The sequence below is a fragment of the Oceanospirillum maris DSM 6286 genome, assembly GCF_000422865.1.
In the GTDB taxonomy this organism is placed as follows: domain Bacteria; phylum Pseudomonadota; class Gammaproteobacteria; order Pseudomonadales; family Halomonadaceae; genus Oceanospirillum; species Oceanospirillum maris.
This window is the reverse complement of the sequence record NZ_KE383936.1, coordinates 50,856-71,691: the sequence shown is the minus strand read 5'-3', so window position 1 is coordinate 71,691 and position 20,836 is coordinate 50,856. Positions and strand designations below refer to the sequence as shown.

Here is a 20,836-nt window from a genome sequence, read left to right as displayed (position 1 = left end):
GATAAAAACTAGGTTTTACCGATAAAAACTAAAAACTCACGATTTAGACACCAACACTCAGAAGCAATGTTTCATCAAGTCACATTCAATTTGTTCAGATTTGCCAGTAAACAACATCTGAGTCATCGCAGCGCAAGGAGCGCCTTGGGAAATACACACATCACAGACCATCTTTTCCCGAGCACTTTTATCAGAAACGCTCTTTTGTACACAGTCATTATCTCTTTTTTGATCCTTCATAACCCCAGTTCTCATCCTATGATATATCAAGAGTAATATTTAAATTTTAAGTTATCCAGTGCGTAAATTAAACACTTTCTGACATTTGGCCCTTGCTCTCTTAGCAGACGTATTTATGCCTCATTCTGGGAGTTAATTCCACCTTATACGACATAGATCAATTTATAGTTGATCGACTTACATTTAATAAGGAAAACATACAGTAAAAATGGATCATAAAATCCCACAATCGCCTAATATTAACGAGAAGTTAGAAAGCATGCTCTAAACATGTTCTAGCGTTATTCAGAGATAGGGAAACTAACTATGGCAATGAATCACAGCAATGTTCAAGAAAGACTAGCTCGCACTTCAAGCCTGTGCGATGAGTTGGCTGCAGTTATGTCTGATATCCAGAGTCGGCTAGAATGTCGGCGCACTCGTATGCGTGACAATATGAAGCGTATGGAAAAAAGTCTACGGATTCAGGGCCGAGCACATCACTCTTAGTCTTTTTTCCTTGGGCTTAGTTTTGTTAACAATAAAAGGCTGAGCCCCTGCACTTATTTTTTATCAATACTTTTCCTACCCTCCTTTTTTCCTTTAATATTTTTTTCCTTCGATATCTTTCTTACCTGAATACCTTCTTTTTCTGAAAAAACACCTCCTCTTCCAAGAGAAAACACCCATAGGCCCAGCCGTAAGATCGTCAAAAAACACCTCAGACAAACACTAGAAAATGCCGACATAAGCCTTTCGGAATCTAGCGACATTGATGCTAGAGAACCACAGTCGACCCTAAAAATTCATTGCCAGCCAACACAAAAACCAAAAGCGATACACTTTTATTGTTTTCAATTTGATAAATCGTATCATATAATAAATTGCATAGCGTAATCACGCCGTGGTGAATTGCCGCTTTATCCGCTAGCTAATGTCGTGAAAAATGACTTTTATCCTGAAAAAAACAAGTCTGACTAATTAGCGATTACGAGCATGCCCTGCCAAAGGGTTTTACAACATTAATTGCGATACAAAAATATCGTAGAAAATCAAATAGATGAAACCTATCTACCAAAATAACAATAAGATAGGGGGAGGATCGATATGATATCCGAAGAGCAGAACTTCATGCGTAAGATTGAAGCTGAAGAGAAAATCGAGCCAAAAGACTGGATGCCAGATCAATACCGTAAAAACCTAATCCGACAAATATCTCAGCACGCACACTCTGAAGTTATCGGTATGCAACCAGAGGGTAACTACATTACCCGCGCGCCGTCACTACGCCGTAAGGCCGTTCTGATCTCTAAGGTTCAGGATGAAGCTGGTCATGGCCTGTATCTATACAGCGCTGCAGAAACACTGGGTATTTCTCGTGCCGAAATGATTGAGCAACTGCAAAGCGGTAAGGCGAAATATTCCTCCATCTTTAACTACCCAGTGCTGACATGGGCAGATATTGCCGCCATTGGCTGGCTGGTTGATGGAGCTGCCATTGTGAACCAGGTATCCCTGCAACGTACCTCTTATGGCCCATATTCAAGAGGCATGATTCGTATCTGTAAAGAGGAATCGTTCCATCAGCGCCAAGGTTATGAAGCGATGCTCTCTCTCGCTAAAGGTTCAGCGGGACAAAAAGCGATGGCACAAGATGCGCTGAATCGCTTTTACTGGCCGGCATTAATGATGTTTGGCCCTCATGATTCTGAGTCCGCCCATTCGCAAAAATCGATGGAGTGGAAGATCAAACGTGAAACTAACGATGATCTACGCCAAAAATTTATCGATCAAACCGTTGAGCAAATTGAAGTATTAGGCCTGGATCATCCCGATAAAGGGATCAAATGGAATGAAGAACGTGGCCACTATGACAGCTCAGATTTGAACTGGGATGAATTCTGGAGCGTGATCAACGGTAACGGCCACTGTAACCGCCAACGTGTTGAGCACCATGTTGCCGCTCACGATGAAGGTGAGTGGGTTCGTGACGCGATCACAGCCTATAACAGTAAGAAAAACAACAAGAAAAACGCCAACCAAACAAAACAAGTGGCGTAGGGAGAAACTGAAATGGCTATTGAAAAACTAGAACTTTTTGAAGTATTTATCCGCTCCAAGCGCGGCCTTGATCATAAACACGTAGGCAGCCTACATGCGGAAGATCACGCCCAGGCGCTTGAATACGCCCGTGATTGCTACACTCGCCGTAGCGAAGGCGTGAGTATTTGGGTTGTTAAATCATCCGATATCTGTGCTTCCCAAGAAGATGATGCGGATTGCTTCTACGATCCAAGCGATGATAAGCCATATCGCCACGCTACTTATTACGTTCTGCCTGAACCCGTGAACAATATGTAATCACGTCTACGTACCAGTACGTGAACATAACCGGGTAAAAGGTGAGGAGAAAAAGATAATGAGTGAAGCAATCAAAGCGGCAACGCTAGAATACGCCACCCGTCTGGGTGATGACTCCGTGGTACTAGGTCACCGCATTTCGGAATGGATCAGCTATGGCCCATTCTTAGAAGAAGATATCGCCTATGGCAACGTGTCATTGGATTATATTGGTCGAGCGCGCATGTTCTATACCTATGCGGCAGAATTGGCAAATGACGGTCGTGATGAAGATGACTTCGCCTACATGCGCAACGACCGAGAATACCGCAACCTGCTGTTGATGGAGATGCCAAAAGGTGACTTCGCCTATTCACAGGTGCGCCAGCTATTTGCGGATGTGTACTATACCTATCTGCTGCCAGAGCTATTGCAATCCAAAGATGAAACCCTCTCGGCCATCGCGGCAAAGGCGATTAAAGAAACCAAGTACCATCTGCGTCGTAGCCGTGACTGGGTTCTGCGTCTGGGTGATGGCACGGAAGAAAGTCATCAGCGGGCACAGAAAGCCGTTGATGCACTTTGGGGGTACACCCACGAACTATTCGATATGGATGAAACCGAGCAGCTATTAGCCGATGCAGGCATTGGCGTTGATGTGTCCAAACTGCATGATGCTTGGCTGGCTAAGGTGAGTGAGATTCTAACCGAAGCCACTCTAACGATTCCAGAAGATGAATGGGCGGTTCGCGGTGGTCGTATTGGTTATCACACTGAAAACCTAGGCCATATGCTAACTGAGATGCAGATTGTGCATCGCTCTTTCCCCGGCTGTAAGTGGTAACGCGGCGATGACAGAAATCCCTTTAATGCCCATAGAGCAATACGAGCGTCTTCAGCTACGTAACAATGCTGATGAAAAGGCGCTTTGGGATCTTCTTGATGCAGTAACCGATCCCGAAGTTCCTGTACTCACGCTTTGGGATCTGGGTGTACTACGTGATATTGAGCGTAACGGTGAACAAGTGGTCGTTACCATAACGCCCACCTATTCTGGTTGTCCCGCCATGAATACCATGGCGGATGATATTACTCTTGCGCTTAAGCAAGCGGGTTTTGACGATGTACAGATCAAAACCAAGCTTGCGCCAGCATGGAGTTCTGAGTGGATGACTCAGGAAGGTCGTCGGAAACTGCGTAATTACGGTATTGCACCACCGGAAGACGCTGAGCTCGATGAAGACGGTCTAACGCCAGATGCTCACGCCCAATGCCCACACTGTCACTCACGCAACACCCGTCGCATCAGTGAGTTCGGCTCAACCGCTTGCAAAGCTTTATTTCAGTGTAATGACTGCAACGAGCCGTTTGATTACTTTAAGAAGATTTAGGCCGTAGTAAAACCTACCACTTCAAAAAATAAAAAAGCTATAGGTGACACCATGTCTGACACCCAGTTTTACACCTTGAAAGTTGCGGATGTACAGCCCGAAACCGATACCGCAATCAGTGTAACCTTTGACGTGCCTGCTGAATTAAAAGAGAAATTTAACTTTATTCAGGGCCAGTTTTTAACCTTACGCGCCATGATCAATGGAGAAGACGTACGTCGCTCATACTCAATCTGTTCTGGTGTAACCGATGGGCACATGCGTGTGGGTATCAAACGCGTCGAGGGTGGCAAGTTCTCCAACTACGCCAATGATACGTTAAAATCCGGTATGGATATTGAGGTTATGCCACCTCAAGGTAGTTTTTACTCTGAGCTGAATGCCGATAACGCCAAGAATTATATGTGTATCGCAGCGGGCTCTGGTATTACTCCTATGATTTCTATCCTGAAATCAGTCCTTGCCATTGAACCAAACAGTAATGTAACGCTGATCTACGGTAACCAACGTAGTAATACGGTTATGTTCAAAGATGAATTGAACTTTGTTAAAAACCGTTATATGGATCGCCTCCAGTGGATCAACGTCATGGATTACGAAGATCAAGGTGCCGACCTGCTTAATGGCCGTATCGATAACAAAAAAGGCTACCAGCTACAAAAAGCAGGCCTGATTGATATTAAAAACACCGATGAAGCTTTTATCTGTGGCCCTGAAGCTATGATGACAGAGGTCTCCCGAGGCTTCCGTATGGAAGGCTTAACCGACGATCAAATTCATTATGAGTTATTCGCCAGCTCTTCAGCTGATGCTCAAGCTACATTAGAGAAAGCCCACGCCCGTGTAGCGCAATACGGTGAAGATAAAACCAGTAAAGTAACCGTTGTCGCAGATGGCCGCTCGGTGATGTTTGATCTGGCCGCTGTAGGTCAGAACATTCTAGATGCAGGCTTAGATGCGGGTATGGATCTGCCCTATTCCTGTAAGGGTGGTGTCTGTTCAACCTGTAAATGTAAGCTGACCAAAGGTGAAGTAGAGATGGATATCTCCCACGGCCTTGAGCAGCACGAAGTTGAAGCTGGCTATGTGCTAAGCTGTCAGGCTCATCCTATTTCCGATGAAGTGGTACTGGACTTCGACCAACGTTAAGCCTTCTTTTATTCTATTTTGAACCTCTAACGTAAAAATCCCCCGTTTTGTTGATTGATCAAAACAGGGGATTTTTCTTTTGCCTCTTAACTTCAATACTGAAAAACCAGCACCAAAATTAACAGGCAAAGGGCAAGCTCAGTCACTTACAATTAGTCACTTAGCATTAGCCGCTAGGTATTAGTACTCGGCATTGTGATAAACGTTTTGAACGTCATCTAAGAAGTTAAGCATTTCTAAGAAGCGATCCATCACCTCCACATCCTCACCCGCAATAGGGGTCATATTGTGGGGCACAAATTGAATCTCATCCACTTCAAGCTCTACGGCGTCACCGACCAGTTCAGTGATCGCTGTTTTCGCTTTAGCATAATCGGTGTGTGGCGCAAATACCGTGAGTTTTTCATTCTCATTTTCGATATCAGTCACATCAACATCAGCTTCCATCAAAGCTTCTAATACAGCCTCTTCGTCCTCATAAACAAAAACAAAGATCGCACTGTGGTCAAACATATGACTCACACTGCCTTGACCACCAATTTTACATTTGGCTTTGTTAAAGCAAGTACGCACATCACCAAAGGTACGGTTCGGGTTATCAGTCAGGCAATCAACAATGACCATGGTTCCACCAGGGCCAAAACCTTCGTAACGTGCTGTGGCAAAATCTTCACCACCAGCACCTTTCGCTTTATCAAGTGCCTTATCGATCACATGCCCTGGTACCTGATCTTTTTTCGCACGATCAATCAGACTACGCAGAGACAAATTGCCGTCGGGCTCAACACCACCGGATTTTGCACATACATAAATCTCGCGGCCATATTTACTATAAAGCTTGGCTTTGGCGTCCGACGTTTTAGCCATGGACTCTTTTCGGTTTTGAAAGGCTCTGCCCATTACACTATCCCGTTTTAAATGTTTAAAACCTGAATTTTACCCCTAAGCCAGCCGCTATAAAACTCTTTAGATTCGCTTGTTTAGCATCAGAGCGTATTTCCAGTTAGAATCCCTCGTTTTATCCCTTTAAAAACAGGGGATTTATTGGCATTGGCAGTGAATCCTAATGTAACCAACAGAAACATCATGTAAAATATATCTATTCTAAAAAGAACCTGACCCCAAGCTATCTACTATTTTCATTCTTTATTATTTTCACAACCTACAGAGGCACTCGGACGCTATGTGGTTCAACCGTGCATTAAAAGATGAGAACGCAGCCCTAAAGCAAGAGCTTGCCCAGCTCAAGCAACAGCATCAACAAGAAATTCAACAGTTACAGGAAGTTATTGAGGAAAAAGAGAGTCATATTCGCAAAGTTCAGCGAACCTCTGAAGATTTTTCCAACATCATGCCTTGTATTCTTCAAGGTGGCGATATGCTCAATACCATCCGTGAAGGATTAGCCAATAACGCAGAAACGCTGATTGAAGAGCGTAAAGCGCAAAAATTGATGAATGATGTCTTCTCAGAAACTCGTGATGCGTTAGTTCGCCTAGAAAGTCGCGCCAGCTTTATTAACAATCATGCCAGTAAAAGTATTGGCGCAGTGACCATTCTAGATGAAACCGCCACGGCGATTAGTAAGCTGGTGGCATCTATTCAGGAAATTTCAGATCAGACGAACTTACTGGCGCTAAATGCCGCCATTGAAGCGGCTCGTGCCGGTGAGGCCGGTCGAGGTTTTGCGGTTGTAGCGGATGAAGTTCGCCAATTAGCAGCAAAAGCTCATGAAGCCAGTAGCCAGATTGAGTCTCTTATCTCAAAAGTGATCTCACAAACCAATGATATCAAGGTTATGGTGGAAGAGAATCAACAGAGCACCGAGGAAATCTCAGCATCATCATCACAAATTGATCATGTAGTTGAGCAGGTATTAGAACGCTCCGTTCATATGCAGGGCGTTATCAGCGAATCAACTACCGCCGCTTTTCTAAACACGGTTAAATTAGATCACGCGGTTTGGAAAAACAATGTTTATAGCCTGATTGATAAGCAAAACTTCAATCAAGTCGTTAACGCCCATACAGAATGCCGTTTAGGCCATTGGTACTTTAACGGCTATGGTGGTAAACACTATGCTCATCTACAAAGCTTTAAAGACTTAGATCGCCCGCACAAACAGGTGCATGAGTGTGGTCGCTCAGCATTAAAGGCTGGAGCTGAGGGTAACACCGCAGCAATGCTGAAAGACCTACAGTGTATGGAAGATGCCAGCCTAGAAGTAATTCGCTGTCTTGATCGCTTGCTGTCAGATACCCGCAGACTGTGACGACTTCGCAGCAATCCGCTTATATCACCGCCCGACTGGGCGATGATTTACGCGGTTTTTGCTAAAAAGTCGCGAGCAACATGCTAGCGACTTTTCTTTTTAAGACGACGCGCTTAGATAAGCGTGATGGAATCTTAAGTGCTCTTCAATAAAGCTAGCGATAAAGTAATAGCTATGGTCATAGCCTTCCTGCATACGCAGCTGCAATGGATAACCTGACGCTTTTGCTGTCGCAACAAGATTCTCAGGCTTTAACTGGTTCTGTAGAAAATCATCCCCATCGCCTTGATCAATCAATATCGGCAGATGCTCCTTCGCCTGCCGAATCAGCTCGCAACTATCATAAGCTTTCCAAGCCTCTCGATTATCCCCTAAATACGCGGTAAAGGCTTTCTCTCCCCACGGCACATTGACAGGATTAACGATAGGGCTAAATGCTGAAACCGAACAAAAACGTTCAGGGTTTTTCAGCGCCAGTGTCAAAGCACCATGCCCACCCATCGAATGCCCGGAAATAGAGCGTTTGTTCGTCACAGGAAAAACCGATTCAATCAACTCGGGCAACTCTTTTAGTACGTAGTCTTCCATACGGTAATGCTGCGCCCAAGGTTCCTGAGTAGCATTCAGATAAAAGCCTGCCCCTTGGCCCAAATCATAGCCATCATCATCGGCAACGCCTTCTCCCCTAGGGCTCGTATCCATTGCCACAATAGCGATGCCCAGTTCTGCCGCAATACGTTGAGCGCCTGCTTTTTGCATAAAATTTTCATCGGTACAGGTCAAACCCGACAACCAATATAAAACCGGCACCGCCTTCGTTGCTGCCTGGGGTGGTAAATAGATAGCAAAACGCATCTCACAATCTAAAACATCAGAGCGGTGGCGATACTGCTTATGCCAACCACCAAAACACCGGTTACGGCTGATATTTTCTAAACGGTCCATGATCTATCTCCTAAATAGCCCGTACGCTACTACATGCTCGGTAAAACCACTTAGTAATGGATCACGCTACGAATCGACTTGCCTTCATGCATCAGATCAAAGGCTTCATTGATTTTTTCCAATGGCAAGGTGTGAGTAATAAAGTCATTTAGGGCAAATTTACCCGCTAGATAATCCTCCACAATACCCGGTAATTCAGAGCGACCTTTTACGCCACCAAAAGCAGATCCGCGCCATACACGACCGGTCACTAGCTGAAATGGGCGAGTAGAGATCTCTTGTCCTGCACCGGCAACACCAATAATCACAGACTCTCCCCAGCCTTTGTGGCAGCACTCTAGGGCAGAGCGCATCACATCAACATTACCAATACATTCGAACGAGTAGTCCACACCACCATCGGTTAACTCAACAATCACATCTTGAATTGGCTTGTCATAATCTTTTGGGTTAATGCAATCGGTAGCACCCAGTTTCTTCGCCAGTTCAAACTTGGATTCATTGATATCAATACAGATAATGCGACTGGCCTTAGCCATAGTGGCACCGATAATCGCCGATAGACCAATGCCACCCAAACCAAAGATAGCAACGGTTGCACCCTCTTCCACCTTGGCGGTATTCATCACCGCGCCCATACCCGTGGTGACACCGCAACCCAACAAACAGATCTCTTCCAACGGCGCATCTTTACTCACTTTGGCTAGCGAGATTTCCGGCAATACAGTGTACTCTGAGAAGGTCGAGCAGCCCATGTAATGGAAAATCGGCTGGCCATCTTTGTAAAAACGGGTCGTACCGTCGGGCATCAGGCCTTTACCCTGAGTTTCACGCACCGCCTGACATAAATTGGTTTTACCGGACTTGCAGAACTTACACTCGCCACACTCAGCGGTGTACAGCGGAATCACATGGTCGCCGACAACAACACTGGTGACACCCTCACCCACCGCCTCAACAATACCACCACCTTCATGGCCTAGAACCGCTGGAAAGATACCTTCAGGATCATCACCAGACAGTGTAAACGCATCCGTATGGCACACGCCTGTCGCAATAATTTTCACTAACACCTCACCGGCCTTCGGTGGCATCACATCAATTTCTTCAACTGATAGCGGCTGGTTAGGCCCCCAAGCGATTGCGGCACGGGATTTAATCATAGGTTGGCTCATCGTGTTCTCCGGTAAAAATAAAATAAAGCATTGCGCTAAGTTTAGCTGTTACAGAAAAAAGCATAATCACTAAAAATATAAAATCACTTTTACCTCTATGTAATAATAAGACAACACAGGCCAAGATAGGGTAAGTGCCATGAACTGGGAAGGCGTTAATGAATTTGTTGCCGTATATGAAACCGGAGGCTTTACGCCTGCGGCCAAACAACTTGATTGCTCTACTGCACAGATTAGCCGTCAGGTCAGTGCTCTTGAAAACCGTTTAGGTAGCAAGTTGTTCTATCGCACCACCCGTAAGGTCTCCGCTACAGAGGCAGGACAGATCTATTACCAGCACTGTCGACAAATCCTAGATGCCTTACAAGAGGCTGAACGTGCACTCACCGACCTGCAAACGAGTCCCCGGGGCAAATTAAAAATCACTGCGCCCGTGGCCTATGGCGAAAGCCATATTACGCCCTTACTCAATAATTTTATGCAGCGTCACCCTGATTTAGAGTTGAACTGCCAGCTTACCAACCAAACCATTGATCTAGTGGATGAAGGCTTTGACCTTGCGATTCGACTCGGTCGACTCAGCGACTCCAGTATGATCGCTCGTCGTTTATCGTCTCGGCGCTTATATGTTTGCGCAACGCCGGAGTACCTTGCTCGTCATGGTGAACCCCATACGCTATCGGAACTAAACCATCACAGCTGTCTTCAAGGTACGTTAGATTACTGGCGCTTTAAATCTCAAGGCCAAGAGCGGAATTTAAGAATTCATGGTCGTATCCGTTGTAATAGCGGCCATGCATTATTAGACGCTGCATTAAAAAGCCTGGGAATTGTTCAGCTACCGGATTACTACGTTGATGAGGCGCTAAAAAGTGGCAAATTAGTATCGTTACTCAGTCCTTTTCAGGGGGCTGATGAGGGAATATGGGCGCTCTATCCACAAAACAGACTATTATCACCTAAGGTACGTTTGCTCGTAGATTACCTAGTTGAGCAACTTAGAATCTAGCACAACAATTAATTATCAATAAAGCTTAAAACGATTAATAAAAAAGGCTTTTTTTAACAAAAACAAGCTTCAAAGCAAACAAAAAAACACAAAATAATGTAATTTATAACAAGTTATTAACAACACATGGCAACATCATAAATAAGAACGAAAACAGAGACGGCATGATGCTAACGCCAATTCAAAACCTTACTGGCTGTATTTTGACGCTATCCTTAAGCGTAATTCTCGTATTTATGGGTGGCATGTTTTATGCCAATCCATCCTACGCAGAAACTAAAGATAGGATCATTCAAAAAGGCGATTTAGATTGCGGTGTTTTCCCCGATGACCCTGGCCGCAGTGCTATTAATGATGAAGGCCACTGGGAAGGCTTCTATGTCGATTTTTGTCGCGCAACGGCTGCCGCTGTTTTAGGCAATACGGAATTTGTGAACTTTATTGAAGTGGGAGCAACATCACGCTTTACCAGTTTAATAAATAAAAAAACAGATGTCGTCATGTACAGCTCAACATGGACGATAGGGCGAGAGAATAAATACCACGTCGAATTTCCAGTTGTCTATCTTCTTGATGGCCAAGGTTTTATGGTGCGTAAAAGCTCGGGTATTCATCGAATATCAGACTTACAGGGCAAGCGCATCTGTGTCACGGCCAATACCACCTCTCATACAAATCTCGTGGATACCTTTAAAGCACGGGGTTACAAGGCTGATATTATCTTTGCTAATGGCGATAGCTTCTTTCGAGGTAGCTGTGATGCCTACACCGCAGACCGTATAAACTTAGCAACCAATCGTGCGAACCGAGCCGACAACCCCAATGATTATACTATTCTGTCAGAAATGGCTTCCAGAGAGCCCATCGGCCCGATGGTTCGTAATGATGATCCAGAATGGTCGCGTATTATTCGCTCAATTGTACATGCGGTTATTCTGGCGGAAGAGAAAGGCATTACGTCAAAGAATATTGATCAGATTTTAAAAACCAGCGAGGATCTTGAAGTACTCAACCTTCTAGGCAAGACCGGAGATATAGGCACGCAACTTGGCCTAGACAGCCAGTGGGCTTACCGCGTTATCAAGGCAGTAGGCAATTATGGTGAAATCTATAATCGTTATTTTGGCCTCAGCACACCTATCAATATGGATCGTGGATTAAATCGATTATGGAATCAAGGCGGCGTACTCTTTGCCCCTCCCTTTAAGTAACGCCCCAATGAGTCAAGCTATGAGCCGCTTCGAATATTTAACCAAGCATATTGTTAGCAGTATCGGCTTTCGGCTAACACTTCTTTTAGCGGGAGGACTGGCGCTATACCTGATCGTTGCAGGCTTTAGCATCTCAGCATTGTTGCAGCAAAAGCAGGGGCTGAAAGAACTTAGCGGGTTACATTATGAACGCGCATTGACCGCCGCAGAACTATCCCGTGATGCCGAGGTTATTGCGGCACAAACCTTTGAAAATATCTTAAGCACAAACCGAAGCGTCACTCAAGAAGGTGCATTAAACCAAGACCTTGTTGATCTTTACCACTATGTTCGCAATCAGCTAACAGCCACTAATGAGATTGAACAGGGTTATATTGATGAAATTGACCGTTGGCAAAAGCCCTACTTCAAAAGCCTCGATAAGCTAGCATTACGAATGGAAGAAGAGCGCCGCTTTGCAGAGCAGGAACAGGCACTATTACTCAAGCTCATTCAAACCAATAAACAGATACAGACCTCACTTAGCCATCAACAAGAATCACTTAGCTATACCATAGACACTCAAGATCTCTTAGCCGCCCAGAATATTATCAACACCTGCCTTATCGCCTTAAAATCAGAGAAGAACGGACAGTTACATCAACTGCAGCAACAGGCCAATCAAATACTGTCAAATCAACTGATGGGCCAACCAAAGCTACAACGCAAACTAAGCCTTTTGGTGCAAGAAACCTTTGATTTACGCAAGCCTCTTACCCTAAGCCACCGTGCAACCTTATCCTCCGCCCGAGAAGCTAGGCTTTACGCCCAACGGTTAACCACCAGTAGCTATAATTACTTTCAAAGCTTAAAGTCAACCGCCCATAAGGCCGCCAGAAACTACGAGCAAGCGGTACAGCACGCATTAATTTTAGTAGCCTTTTTTAGCATTCTTTTTCTAATCAGTATTTTTCTAACGGTGATGTTTATTCGCCGTCGGCTTGTCGACCGTCTTGACCACCTTAGCGATATTATGAGCGCCCATGTTGCCGGTGACCCTAAAGCTATTCCAACTCAAGGCGATGATGAGATATCGGTGATAGGTCAAGCCTTTGAGGTCTTCGTTGACGCCAGAAACCATGCCGAACAGCGACTCAATCAAGCTCAAACCGATACCCAGCAAGCCAATAACCAGCTACGCCGCCTCAACCGCCAACTCTTAATATTAAGTGAAACAGACCCACTGACGGAGACTGCCAATCGCCGCTATTTTGATCAAAGGCTACAGGATAACTGGCAAATAGCGTTGAACCTTCAACAGCCCCTGGCGCTTATTATGTGCGATATTGATCAGTTCAAATCCTATAACGATCACTACGGTCATCAAGCAGGGGATATCTGTTTAAAACAAATAGCAAAAACACTCACCCAAGTGGTTAAAGATGTACCCGACTCCCTTTTGGGCCGCTACGGTGGTGAAAAGTTTATTATCTTAACCCCTGATAGCACGGAAGAGCAGGCAGCAGGTATCGCAGAAAAGCTTAGACTTGCCATTATTGATATGCAGCTGAAACATGAAGGCTCAGAATATCAAGTTGTAACCTTAAGTTTAGGGGTCTCCAGCACCATTCCTAGCAATGAGAAAACCTTAGATCGCTTAATCCAACAGGCGGACAACGCACTTTATAAGGCCAAAGGATACGGTCGTAACCGCACCGCAAAAGCGACACTATTGTCACTGTTCTAGCCCCATAAACGCCCCTGTTAACCACAATTCACAAGAAAACCATCAATAATTTACAAGCAAGCTATCAAAAACGCACAAAAAAGCTATCAAAAACCAAGCAAACTGATAGTTAAAACCTATTATACCTATTTGCCCAATCAATTATTCCTCTCAGCCTATTCCCCTTAGAATTATTCTGACTTCAACGAAAGGGCTTAGCCAAAGCGCTAATTCAGTATCAGCCCAATGGTTCATTAATGATGGAACAGGAAGAGTAAAATGCCACAAGCAATCAACACTGAAATTAAGCCATTTGCAGCCACCGCTTTTAAACAAGGCGAGTTTGTGAATATTACTGAAGCAGACGTTAAAGGTAAGTGGTCTGTATTCTTCTTCTACCCAGCAGATTTCACTTTTGTTTGCCCAACAGAGCTGGGTGACTTGGCAGACCATTATGCAGAGCTGCAAAAAATGGGTGTAGAAGTCTTCTCCGTATCGACTGACACTCACTTCACTCACAAAGCTTGGCATGACAGCTCTGACACCATCGGCAAAATCAACTACTACATGGTTGGTGACCAGTCCGGCAATATCTCTAACAACTTTGGCGTAATGCGTGAAGGCCAAGGCCTAGCAGACCGTGCAACCTTCCTGATGGATCCAGAAGGTGTAATTCAAGCAATGGAAGTTACCGCTGAAGGTATTGGCCGTGATGCGTCTGACCTGATGCGTAAAGTGAAAGCAGCTCAGTATGTTGCTGCTCACCCTGGTGAAGTTTGCCCAGCAAAATGGAAAGAAGGCGAAGCCACTTTAGCACCATCTCTGGATCTAGTTGGCAAAATCTAAACCTTGTCATACCGATCTAGCGTCATACGAGAAAGCCCGATAAAAGAAGCTCACCGACTCATCGTTAGGTGAGCTTCTCGACTCCTTTTTCTCAACATTTATCCATTATTTATCCGTTTATTAACACATCTTTGGATACGGCCAAAACAGGAGAGCGACCATGTTAGACGCAACGCTAAAGCAACAACTGCAAGGTTATCTGCAACATCTAAAAAGCCCTGTTGAGCTGATCACCGTATCCGACGACAGTGCAAAATCAATCGAATTAACAACATTAGCGCAAGAGATCGCCGCCTTGTCTGACAAGGTTCGTATTGTTGCAGCAAGTGAACACCACGCCCATGAACGCCGCCCAACTTTAATCGTGCGTTCAGCAGAAACAGGCCGTGAGCTGCGCTTTGCCGGTATCCCTATGGGCCATGAATTTACCTCTCTGGTACTAGCCCTTCTACACAGCGGCGGCCATCCAATGAAATTGGATGAAGACGTTATTGAGCAAATTAGACATCTAAAAGGCGAGTACAACTTTGAGACCTATATTTCCCTAAGCTGTCAAAACTGCCCAGACGTAGTGCAGGCACTTAATATGATGGCGGTGATCAACCCGAATATTCATCACGTTATGATCGACGGCGGCTTAAACCAGGAAGAGGTCACCCAGCGTAATATTATGGCGGTGCCTTCGGTTTACCTAAATGGTGAAAATTTCAGCCAAGGTCGCACTACTTTGGCAGAGATTCTGGCCAAGCTGGATACCGGCGCAGCAGAGCGCCAAGCTGAAAGCCTAAACGCTAAAGAAGCCTACGATATGCTTGTCGTTGGTGCTGGCCCTGCCGGTTCTGCCGCTGCAATTTATACTGCCCGCAAGGGTCTACGCACAGGTTTAGTGACCACCCGTTTTGGTGGCCAGGTCGGTGATACCTTAGCCATTGAGAATTTTATCTCGGTTAAAGAAACCGAAGGCCCAAAACTGGTTGCCCAATTGGAAGAGCATGTACGTGAGTACGATGTTGATATTATGTCCAATCAATCGGTTACCGATGTTATTGGTGCAAAACAGATCGGCGGCCTGATTGAGGTAACCCTTGAAAATGGCGCAACGCTAAAAAGTCGCAGTATATTACTAGCAACCGGAGCACGCTGGCGTGAGATGAATGTACCCGGTGAGCAGGAATATCGTAATAAAGGCGTTGCCTATTGCCCACACTGTGACGGCCCACTGTTCAAAGGCAAGCGTGTTGCCGTAATAGGCGGTGGTAATTCCGGTATAGAAGCCGCCATTGATCTGGCGGGTATCGTAGAGCATGTTACCGTTTTAGAGTTTAGTGACGTGCTACGGGCCGACGATGTTCTGCAGAAAAAAGCTCGTTCTATGGGTAATATCGACATTATTATGCAGGCTCAAACAACAGAGGTCATTGGCGATGGTCAGAGAGTAACCGGCTTGAACTATATTGACCGTGTTTCTGGTGAAACTAAACAGATAGAGCTAGCAGGTATCTTTGTACAAATTGGTTTAGTCCCTAATACCGAGTTTCTAAAATCTCTGGAAGGACACGAAAGCCATACTATTGATCTAACCTCAAGAGGTGAGATTGTCGTCGGTCGTCGTGGAGAAACCAATTTACCCGGTGTTTTCGCCGCCGGAGATGTTACCGACTCGCCTTACAAGCAAATCATTATCGCCATGGGCGATGGAGCCAATGCCGCACTGGGAGCCTTCGATTACCTGATTCGCACACCGGAGCCAGAAGCTCTGTGACCCTCTGTTTTATCGCCGAGTAACGCAAACAATCGCAAACCCAATCGACACGACCCCGCTGCGCCTAATCAGTAAAAGCAGCCGATTGGTTAGCCGGAATATCTCTGTTGAGATGCTCCGGCTTTTTTTGCTGAGTCATCCTGAGTATCTGCACTAAAGCTTTTTTAGCTACTGCCGATAGGATTCTTTGTCATGCAAAAACCTACCGTCCACAGACAGAAGGTAAAGCTTGGGTAAAACAGGCTAAATGACAAAAAATCATGTGACAAGGACGGTGTCACTTTATCAGGAAGCACTGCTTACCAGAGATCACAGCAGGGAAGGTCGATCATGTTTAATACCACTCATTATTTTAATCGTTTTATTAACACGTCAACCAGCGCCACACCAGTCAGCCCGCAAAGCACTGACCATAATAATGTCCAAAGCAAGATCCAGCAGGCGGCACAACAAGCCAGTGAAGGTAAAATAGCACAACCCCAGCAGCCAGGCATTGAAGACGGTGCCAAGTTAGAGGCTATTGACTGGACAACTTATAAACCCGGTTATAACGACCTGTTTCGCGGCGAACAGAAAGTCAAAGCCGATGCCTTACTGGAGCGCATGTCACCGGAACAACAGGACTTTATCATCAGCAATATCGGTGATTACGTAAGCCTCCTGAAAGACGATGATATTTTCCAATTGGCTGAAAACCTCAGCGACGAAGAAGTGTCCCAGTTCACCGATATTATGATTGCCATGCAATCGGAGGGTCACTATGGTTATATCTATCCAAAAAGCTCTGATTTTCAGGGCCCTATCCACATTCGGGATGTGATGCAGACTCTGGCTGACAGTAAGCCATCACTGCGCCAACAGATTCTCGACCAGGCCCACATCTACGCGGAACAGGTACAACTAACGGAAAAACCCGATACCTACAGCCGGAAAGAGCTACTCAACCCGCCCAAAAACAGCTCAATGGATAACCTGAAAACATTTCTGAATACCCTGCACAACGTCAAAGATCATCAGAGCCTGATGAACAATCTGGACAGTGTTGATGAGACGCAAAAAATCCCCTTAATGCAGGTTTATATCCTGGATGAAGAGTTAGCGGTACGCAGCCACCAGATGCTGAAAAACAAAGCTTTCTCACCGGAAGCAAAAGAGGGATTGCTGCAATTTATTGCCGAGACCGCCGAAAAAACCTTGCTGTACACCAAAGGCTGGCAATTAGTCAATAGCTCCAAAGATCTGGAAAACACCTCCTTAAAGCTGGACCAAGATGACCACTATTACGGCGTAGGCACTGGGATGATCGAAGACACTTTAGATCTGCTGGATAATTATCGATTTACCGACGATCAGTTACTAAACATGACCGGCGAACTTAATAGGCTGGATCGCAGTAATCAAAGGGCTTATATCGAAATTACCGTTCAGGGCATGGGGCACCTGTTTGGTAAAGATCACAACGAGGAACCTGTGGATATGGCTGACCATAAAGCAGCATTGTCAGCCATTGCCTCAGTGCGAGGTAATAGCGATGCCCGCAATCTGGTTATGCTGTCCCGACTGGGGGAATACAAAGAATATGACGAGTATCTGAAGGCCGGCCAATATTTCGCGAAGCAAAACGAGGACTCAGCCAAAGATATGAGCCAAACCGCAGAAGCGTTGGTATCCCATGCCTGGCTCAGTCAGCACAGATACGGTGTAGAGCCACCTATAGAGACGGCTGATGATAGTTATCAAGCCCCCATGATGAACTTCGATACTATCAAGATACTGCGCCAGTTACATGAACTCTCAGCGAAAGAGCGCGACCTAAGCATCGACCGGCTACACACTTTCAGTGCTCTAAGTCAGGAAATGCTAGATCCCCGTCTGACGGAATCAGCTGAAAATCAGCGCTAAAAACAAGAAGTATAAAAAAGGGCAGCTTGAGCAGCCCTTTAGCATATTTTCAATGAGGCCGGATCATCTGGGCTTCTTTAACGGTGACGGTAATAGGATCATCTTGCTTAAGCGGGCCATTAACAAGCCACTGTTAATGGCCACTCAGTTTTTAAAGATCACTTAGCTTTTTAAAAAGTACTCGATGTTTAGTACCAACCACAGGGATGTTAGACCATGTTGAATACCAGCCATTATTTCGGCCGTTTTTTGAGCCCCTCAAACACCGCCACGACCGGAACACAAAACACCTCATTACCTGCTGAATCTGTCCGTCAGGCAGTGCAGAGCGCCCGAGAAAACACCAAAGCACAAGCCCGGGAACTCGGTATTGAAGATGGTGCCAAGTTAGTGCCTATTGACAAGGCGACCTATGACGACCTTTTTCATGGCGAACAGAAAGTCAAAGCCGATGCCTTACTGGAGCGCATGTCACCGGAACAACGGGACACCATTATCAGCAATATCAGTGATTACAAGAACCTACTGAAAGGGGATGATATTTTCCAATTGGCGGAAAATCTCAGCGACGAAGAGCTGTCCCAGTTCACCGATATTATGATTGCCATGCAATCGGAGGGTCACTATGGTTATCTCTATCCAAAAAGCTATGATCTTCAGAACCTTATCCACATTCGGGATGTAATGCAGACTCTGGCTGACAGCGAGCCAGCACTACGCCAACAGATACTCGATCAGGCTCATGCCTATGCTGAGCAGGTGCAGCCCTACACAGAACAGGTTCAAGCAAGAGAAAAACCGGACACCTACAGCCGAAAAGAACTGTTTCGCCTACCCCAAAACAAAAACAGCTCAATAGATAACCTGAGCACATTTCTGAATGCCCTGCACAACACCAAAGACCATCAAAGCCTGATGAACAATCTGGACAGTGTTGATGAGACGCAAAAAATCCCCTTAATGCAGGTTTATATTCTGGATGAAGAGTTAGGGGTACGCAGCTACGAAATGCTGAAAAACAAAGCGTTCTCACCGGAAGCAAAAGAGGGTTTGCTGCAATTTATTGCCGAGACCGCTGATAAAACCAGGCACATGCTTGACCTAAAAATAAAAGCCGATAACAACAGCAACCTGAATGACGGCTCAGCAGCCAACGTGGCTTGGCTGGATAATGACAGCTACTCCATTGGACGAGATATGGTTAAAGATACGCTGGACCTGCTGGATAACTATGAGTTCAGCGATGAGCAGCTGTTGAATATGACCAGCACGCTAAACAATCTGGACCGCAGTAACCAGCGCGCCTATCTGGAAATTACCGTGCAGGGCATGGAGCACTTGTTTGGCAGCGATTACCTCGAACCGCTTGATCTGACAGAACACAGCGATGCTTTGGCCGCTATCGATGCGGTAAGAAACAACGCTGAAGCCCGGGATCTGGTATTTATGTCCCGAATGGGCGATCTCTCTCGGCCAGCCGGAAAAACAAGTGATGCCATGTACTTCCAGAAAGAAAAAGGAGCTGATCCCTATAAAGATATGGCAGAAACAGCGGAGGTACTGGTCGCCAATGCTTGGCTGGGGCAGCGCAAACTGGACTCGGATATCTGGCCACCCAAAAATGGCGAGTATGAAACCCCACCATTAAATCAAGATACACTGAATATGGTACGTCAGCTTAATCTCTTATCCGCCAAAGAGCGCGATCTGAGTGTTGATCGTCTGCATGTTTTTGGCGATATGACCCGAGGTGCCCTAGACACGCGTTTGCATAACCATTAATAACCGTTCAATTTTGTGAAGCGCTGCCTTGTTGCACAGCCTTTAGAACAGCCCTTGCATCACCTTCCGTACACTGGCGACAACTTCCCGTACGCAGGTCATCCGTGAGTAATGAGGCCTAATTAACAGGGATATTTTCCGTGTTGGCTGGGGTGACCTAAACGGGATATAGCGGATGCGATGGCTGTCTTCCAAATTACGGGTGGCTAAGCGGGGCAGCATGGTCATTCCTATACCGCTGGCCACCATATAGCGCAATGTTTCCAGGCTGGTGGCCTGAAAGCGATGGTCTTCTTTCGCTCCTGCGGTAAAGCAATAGCCTAACGCTTGGTCTCTCAGGCAGTGGCCATCTTCCAGCGTGAGTAATTGCTGATTATTTAAATCATCAAAGGTAACGCTGTTTTTATCCGCCAATGGATGCTCCGGCGACACAGCAAGATCCAGAGGTTCATCAAATAGGTCATAACGCTCAACACCCTGCATATCATCCAGCCAAGGCAGTATCAGTAAATCCAGTTTGCCTTCATTTAACTCCTTCATCAGCACTTTGGTTTGCTTCTCGTGCAGATAAAAATTCACGTTGGGTAAGCGTTTATTTAGTGGCTCCATAATATGAGGTAAAAGGTATGGCGCCAGCGTCGGGATCATCCCCATATGCAGATCACCGGCTAAAGGATCTAATAATGTTCGAGCGGTCTCTTCAAAGACCTGAGCCGCCTTTAAAACATTACGCGCTTCTTTTACTAACTGTTCACCGGCTGGCGTCAACATAACATTTCTGCGATGTCGTTCGACAAGCTGTAAATTAAGCTGCTCTTCTAGCTTCATGATTTGCCCACTTAACGTCGGCTGACTGACAAAACAAGCCTCTGCCGCTTTACCAAAGTGTTTAAAGCGATCAATCGCATCCAGATATTCTAAATCACGTAGCTTTACCATAGCTGCTTCCTTTTTGGATGCCGGTTTTTTATAAGATTTTATCTATGGTAAGCCGCAAGATATTTCACCTGCAAGAGCCAACGTAGATACCAACCGGTATAACATTACAAAATAAAAGGGTAATTGGTATGTAATATGCTTATGTTTTAATGACACAAGCCAACGCTCATAAAGGTCAGTGACGATCTC

The 20,836-nt window shown here is 45.6% G+C and carries 19 protein-coding genes; 14 read left to right on the top strand and 5 right to left on the bottom strand.

Features of this window, described 5'->3' with window-relative positions:
* Positions 1–57: 57 nt before the first annotated feature.
* Positions 58–240: a hypothetical protein gene (locus tag G517_RS0112285; protein WP_028304655.1), complete on the bottom strand. Its 183-nt coding sequence runs from the start codon at positions 238–240 to the stop codon at positions 58–60.
* A gap of 306 nt (positions 241–546) precedes the next feature.
* Here G517_RS0112285 and G517_RS20765 point away from each other — a divergent pair, with 306 nt between their 5' ends.
* The 6 genes from G517_RS20765 to paaE all read left to right on the top strand — a co-directional run bounded on the left by G517_RS20765 (position 547) and on the right by paaE (position 5,099).
* Positions 547–729, top strand: coding sequence for a hypothetical protein (locus tag G517_RS20765; protein ID WP_157833197.1), 183 nt, complete (start codon positions 547–549; stop codon positions 727–729).
* Positions 730–1,326: 597 nt separating this feature from the next.
* Positions 1,327–2,280 carry a 1,2-phenylacetyl-CoA epoxidase subunit PaaA gene (gene paaA, locus G517_RS0112275; protein ID WP_028304654.1) on the top strand — a complete coding sequence of 318 codons (954 nt, stop codon included), beginning with the start codon at positions 1,327–1,329 and terminating at the stop codon, positions 2,278–2,280.
* Between the two features lie 12 nt (positions 2,281–2,292).
* A complete protein-coding gene (paaB, locus tag G517_RS0112270; RefSeq protein ID WP_028304653.1) occupies positions 2,293–2,580 on the top strand; it encodes a 1,2-phenylacetyl-CoA epoxidase subunit PaaB in 288 nt (95 codons plus the stop codon).
* Complete coding sequence (gene paaC, locus G517_RS0112265) at positions 2,573–3,403, top strand: 1,2-phenylacetyl-CoA epoxidase subunit PaaC (RefSeq protein WP_342662515.1); 831 nt, start codon at positions 2,573–2,575, stop codon at positions 3,401–3,403. Before paaB ends, paaC begins: the two co-directional genes overlap by 8 nt.
* A 7-nt stretch (positions 3,404–3,410) precedes the next feature.
* Entirely contained in the window at positions 3,411–3,950 is a 540-nt protein-coding gene (paaD, locus tag G517_RS0112260; protein WP_028304651.1) for a 1,2-phenylacetyl-CoA epoxidase subunit PaaD, read from the top strand.
* Positions 3,951–4,001: 51 nt separating this feature from the next.
* On the top strand, positions 4,002–5,099 hold the full coding sequence (paaE, locus tag G517_RS0112255; protein ID WP_028304650.1) for a 1,2-phenylacetyl-CoA epoxidase subunit PaaE: 1,098 nt from the start codon (positions 4,002–4,004) through the stop codon (positions 5,097–5,099).
* 180 nt (positions 5,100–5,279) lie between these two features.
* On the opposite strand, the gene G517_RS0112250 is transcribed toward paaE, so the two are convergent.
* Positions 5,280–5,999 (bottom strand): YebC/PmpR family DNA-binding transcriptional regulator, encoded by a 720-nt coding sequence (locus G517_RS0112250; RefSeq protein WP_028304649.1) that lies wholly within the window; start codon positions 5,997–5,999, stop codon positions 5,280–5,282.
* Positions 6,000–6,282: 283 nt separating this feature from the next.
* Between G517_RS0112250 and G517_RS0112245 the strand changes: the two genes are divergently transcribed.
* Positions 6,283–7,371: a methyl-accepting chemotaxis protein gene (locus G517_RS0112245; protein ID WP_028304648.1), complete on the top strand. Its 1,089-nt coding sequence runs from the start codon at positions 6,283–6,285 to the stop codon at positions 7,369–7,371.
* A gap of 99 nt (positions 7,372–7,470) precedes the next feature.
* On the opposite strand, the gene fghA is transcribed toward G517_RS0112245, so the two are convergent.
* Together fghA and G517_RS0112235 are read right to left on the bottom strand one after the other, a co-directional pair.
* Entirely contained in the window at positions 7,471–8,316 is an 846-nt protein-coding gene (fghA, locus tag G517_RS0112240; RefSeq protein ID WP_036591449.1) for an S-formylglutathione hydrolase, read from the bottom strand.
* Positions 8,317–8,366: 50 nt separating this feature from the next.
* The gene (locus tag G517_RS0112235) at positions 8,367–9,491 is read right to left on the bottom strand and encodes an S-(hydroxymethyl)glutathione dehydrogenase/class III alcohol dehydrogenase (RefSeq protein WP_028304646.1); all 1,125 of its coding nucleotides are present in this window, start codon (positions 9,489–9,491) and stop codon (positions 8,367–8,369) included.
* A gap of 139 nt (positions 9,492–9,630) precedes the next feature.
* On the opposite strand from G517_RS0112235, the gene G517_RS0112230 reads away from it, so the two are divergent.
* From G517_RS0112230 to G517_RS0112200, 7 genes are all read left to right on the top strand, one after another.
* Positions 9,631–10,500, top strand: a complete 870-nt coding sequence (locus G517_RS0112230) for a LysR substrate-binding domain-containing protein (protein WP_028304645.1) — start codon at positions 9,631–9,633, stop codon at positions 10,498–10,500.
* A gap of 164 nt (positions 10,501–10,664) precedes the next feature.
* Positions 10,665–11,711 (top strand): amino acid ABC transporter substrate-binding protein, encoded by a 1,047-nt coding sequence (locus tag G517_RS0112225; RefSeq protein ID WP_245543247.1) that lies wholly within the window; start codon positions 10,665–10,667, stop codon positions 11,709–11,711.
* A gap of 19 nt (positions 11,712–11,730) precedes the next feature.
* Positions 11,731–13,437, top strand: a complete 1,707-nt coding sequence (locus G517_RS20225) for a diguanylate cyclase domain-containing protein (protein ID WP_051206365.1) — start codon at positions 11,731–11,733, stop codon at positions 13,435–13,437.
* Positions 13,438–13,695: 258 nt separating this feature from the next.
* Positions 13,696–14,262, top strand: coding sequence for an alkyl hydroperoxide reductase subunit C (gene ahpC / locus G517_RS0112215; RefSeq protein ID WP_028304643.1), 567 nt, complete (start codon positions 13,696–13,698; stop codon positions 14,260–14,262).
* 160 nt (positions 14,263–14,422) lie between these two features.
* Complete coding sequence (gene ahpF, locus G517_RS0112210; RefSeq protein ID WP_028304642.1) at positions 14,423–16,024, top strand: alkyl hydroperoxide reductase subunit F; 1,602 nt, start codon at positions 14,423–14,425, stop codon at positions 16,022–16,024.
* 330 nt (positions 16,025–16,354) lie between these two features.
* Complete coding sequence (locus tag G517_RS0112205; protein ID WP_028304641.1) at positions 16,355–17,926, top strand: hypothetical protein; 1,572 nt, start codon at positions 16,355–16,357, stop codon at positions 17,924–17,926.
* A 216-nt stretch (positions 17,927–18,142) separates the two neighbouring features.
* Complete coding sequence (locus G517_RS0112200; RefSeq protein WP_028304640.1) at positions 18,143–19,708, top strand: hypothetical protein; 1,566 nt, start codon at positions 18,143–18,145, stop codon at positions 19,706–19,708.
* 42 nt (positions 19,709–19,750) lie between these two features.
* Here G517_RS0112200 and oxyR read toward each other — a convergent pair whose 3' ends face one another.
* Positions 19,751–20,647, bottom strand: a complete 897-nt coding sequence (gene oxyR, locus G517_RS0112195) for a DNA-binding transcriptional regulator OxyR (RefSeq protein ID WP_028304639.1) — start codon at positions 20,645–20,647, stop codon at positions 19,751–19,753.
* Positions 20,648–20,836: the final 189 nt, after the last annotated feature.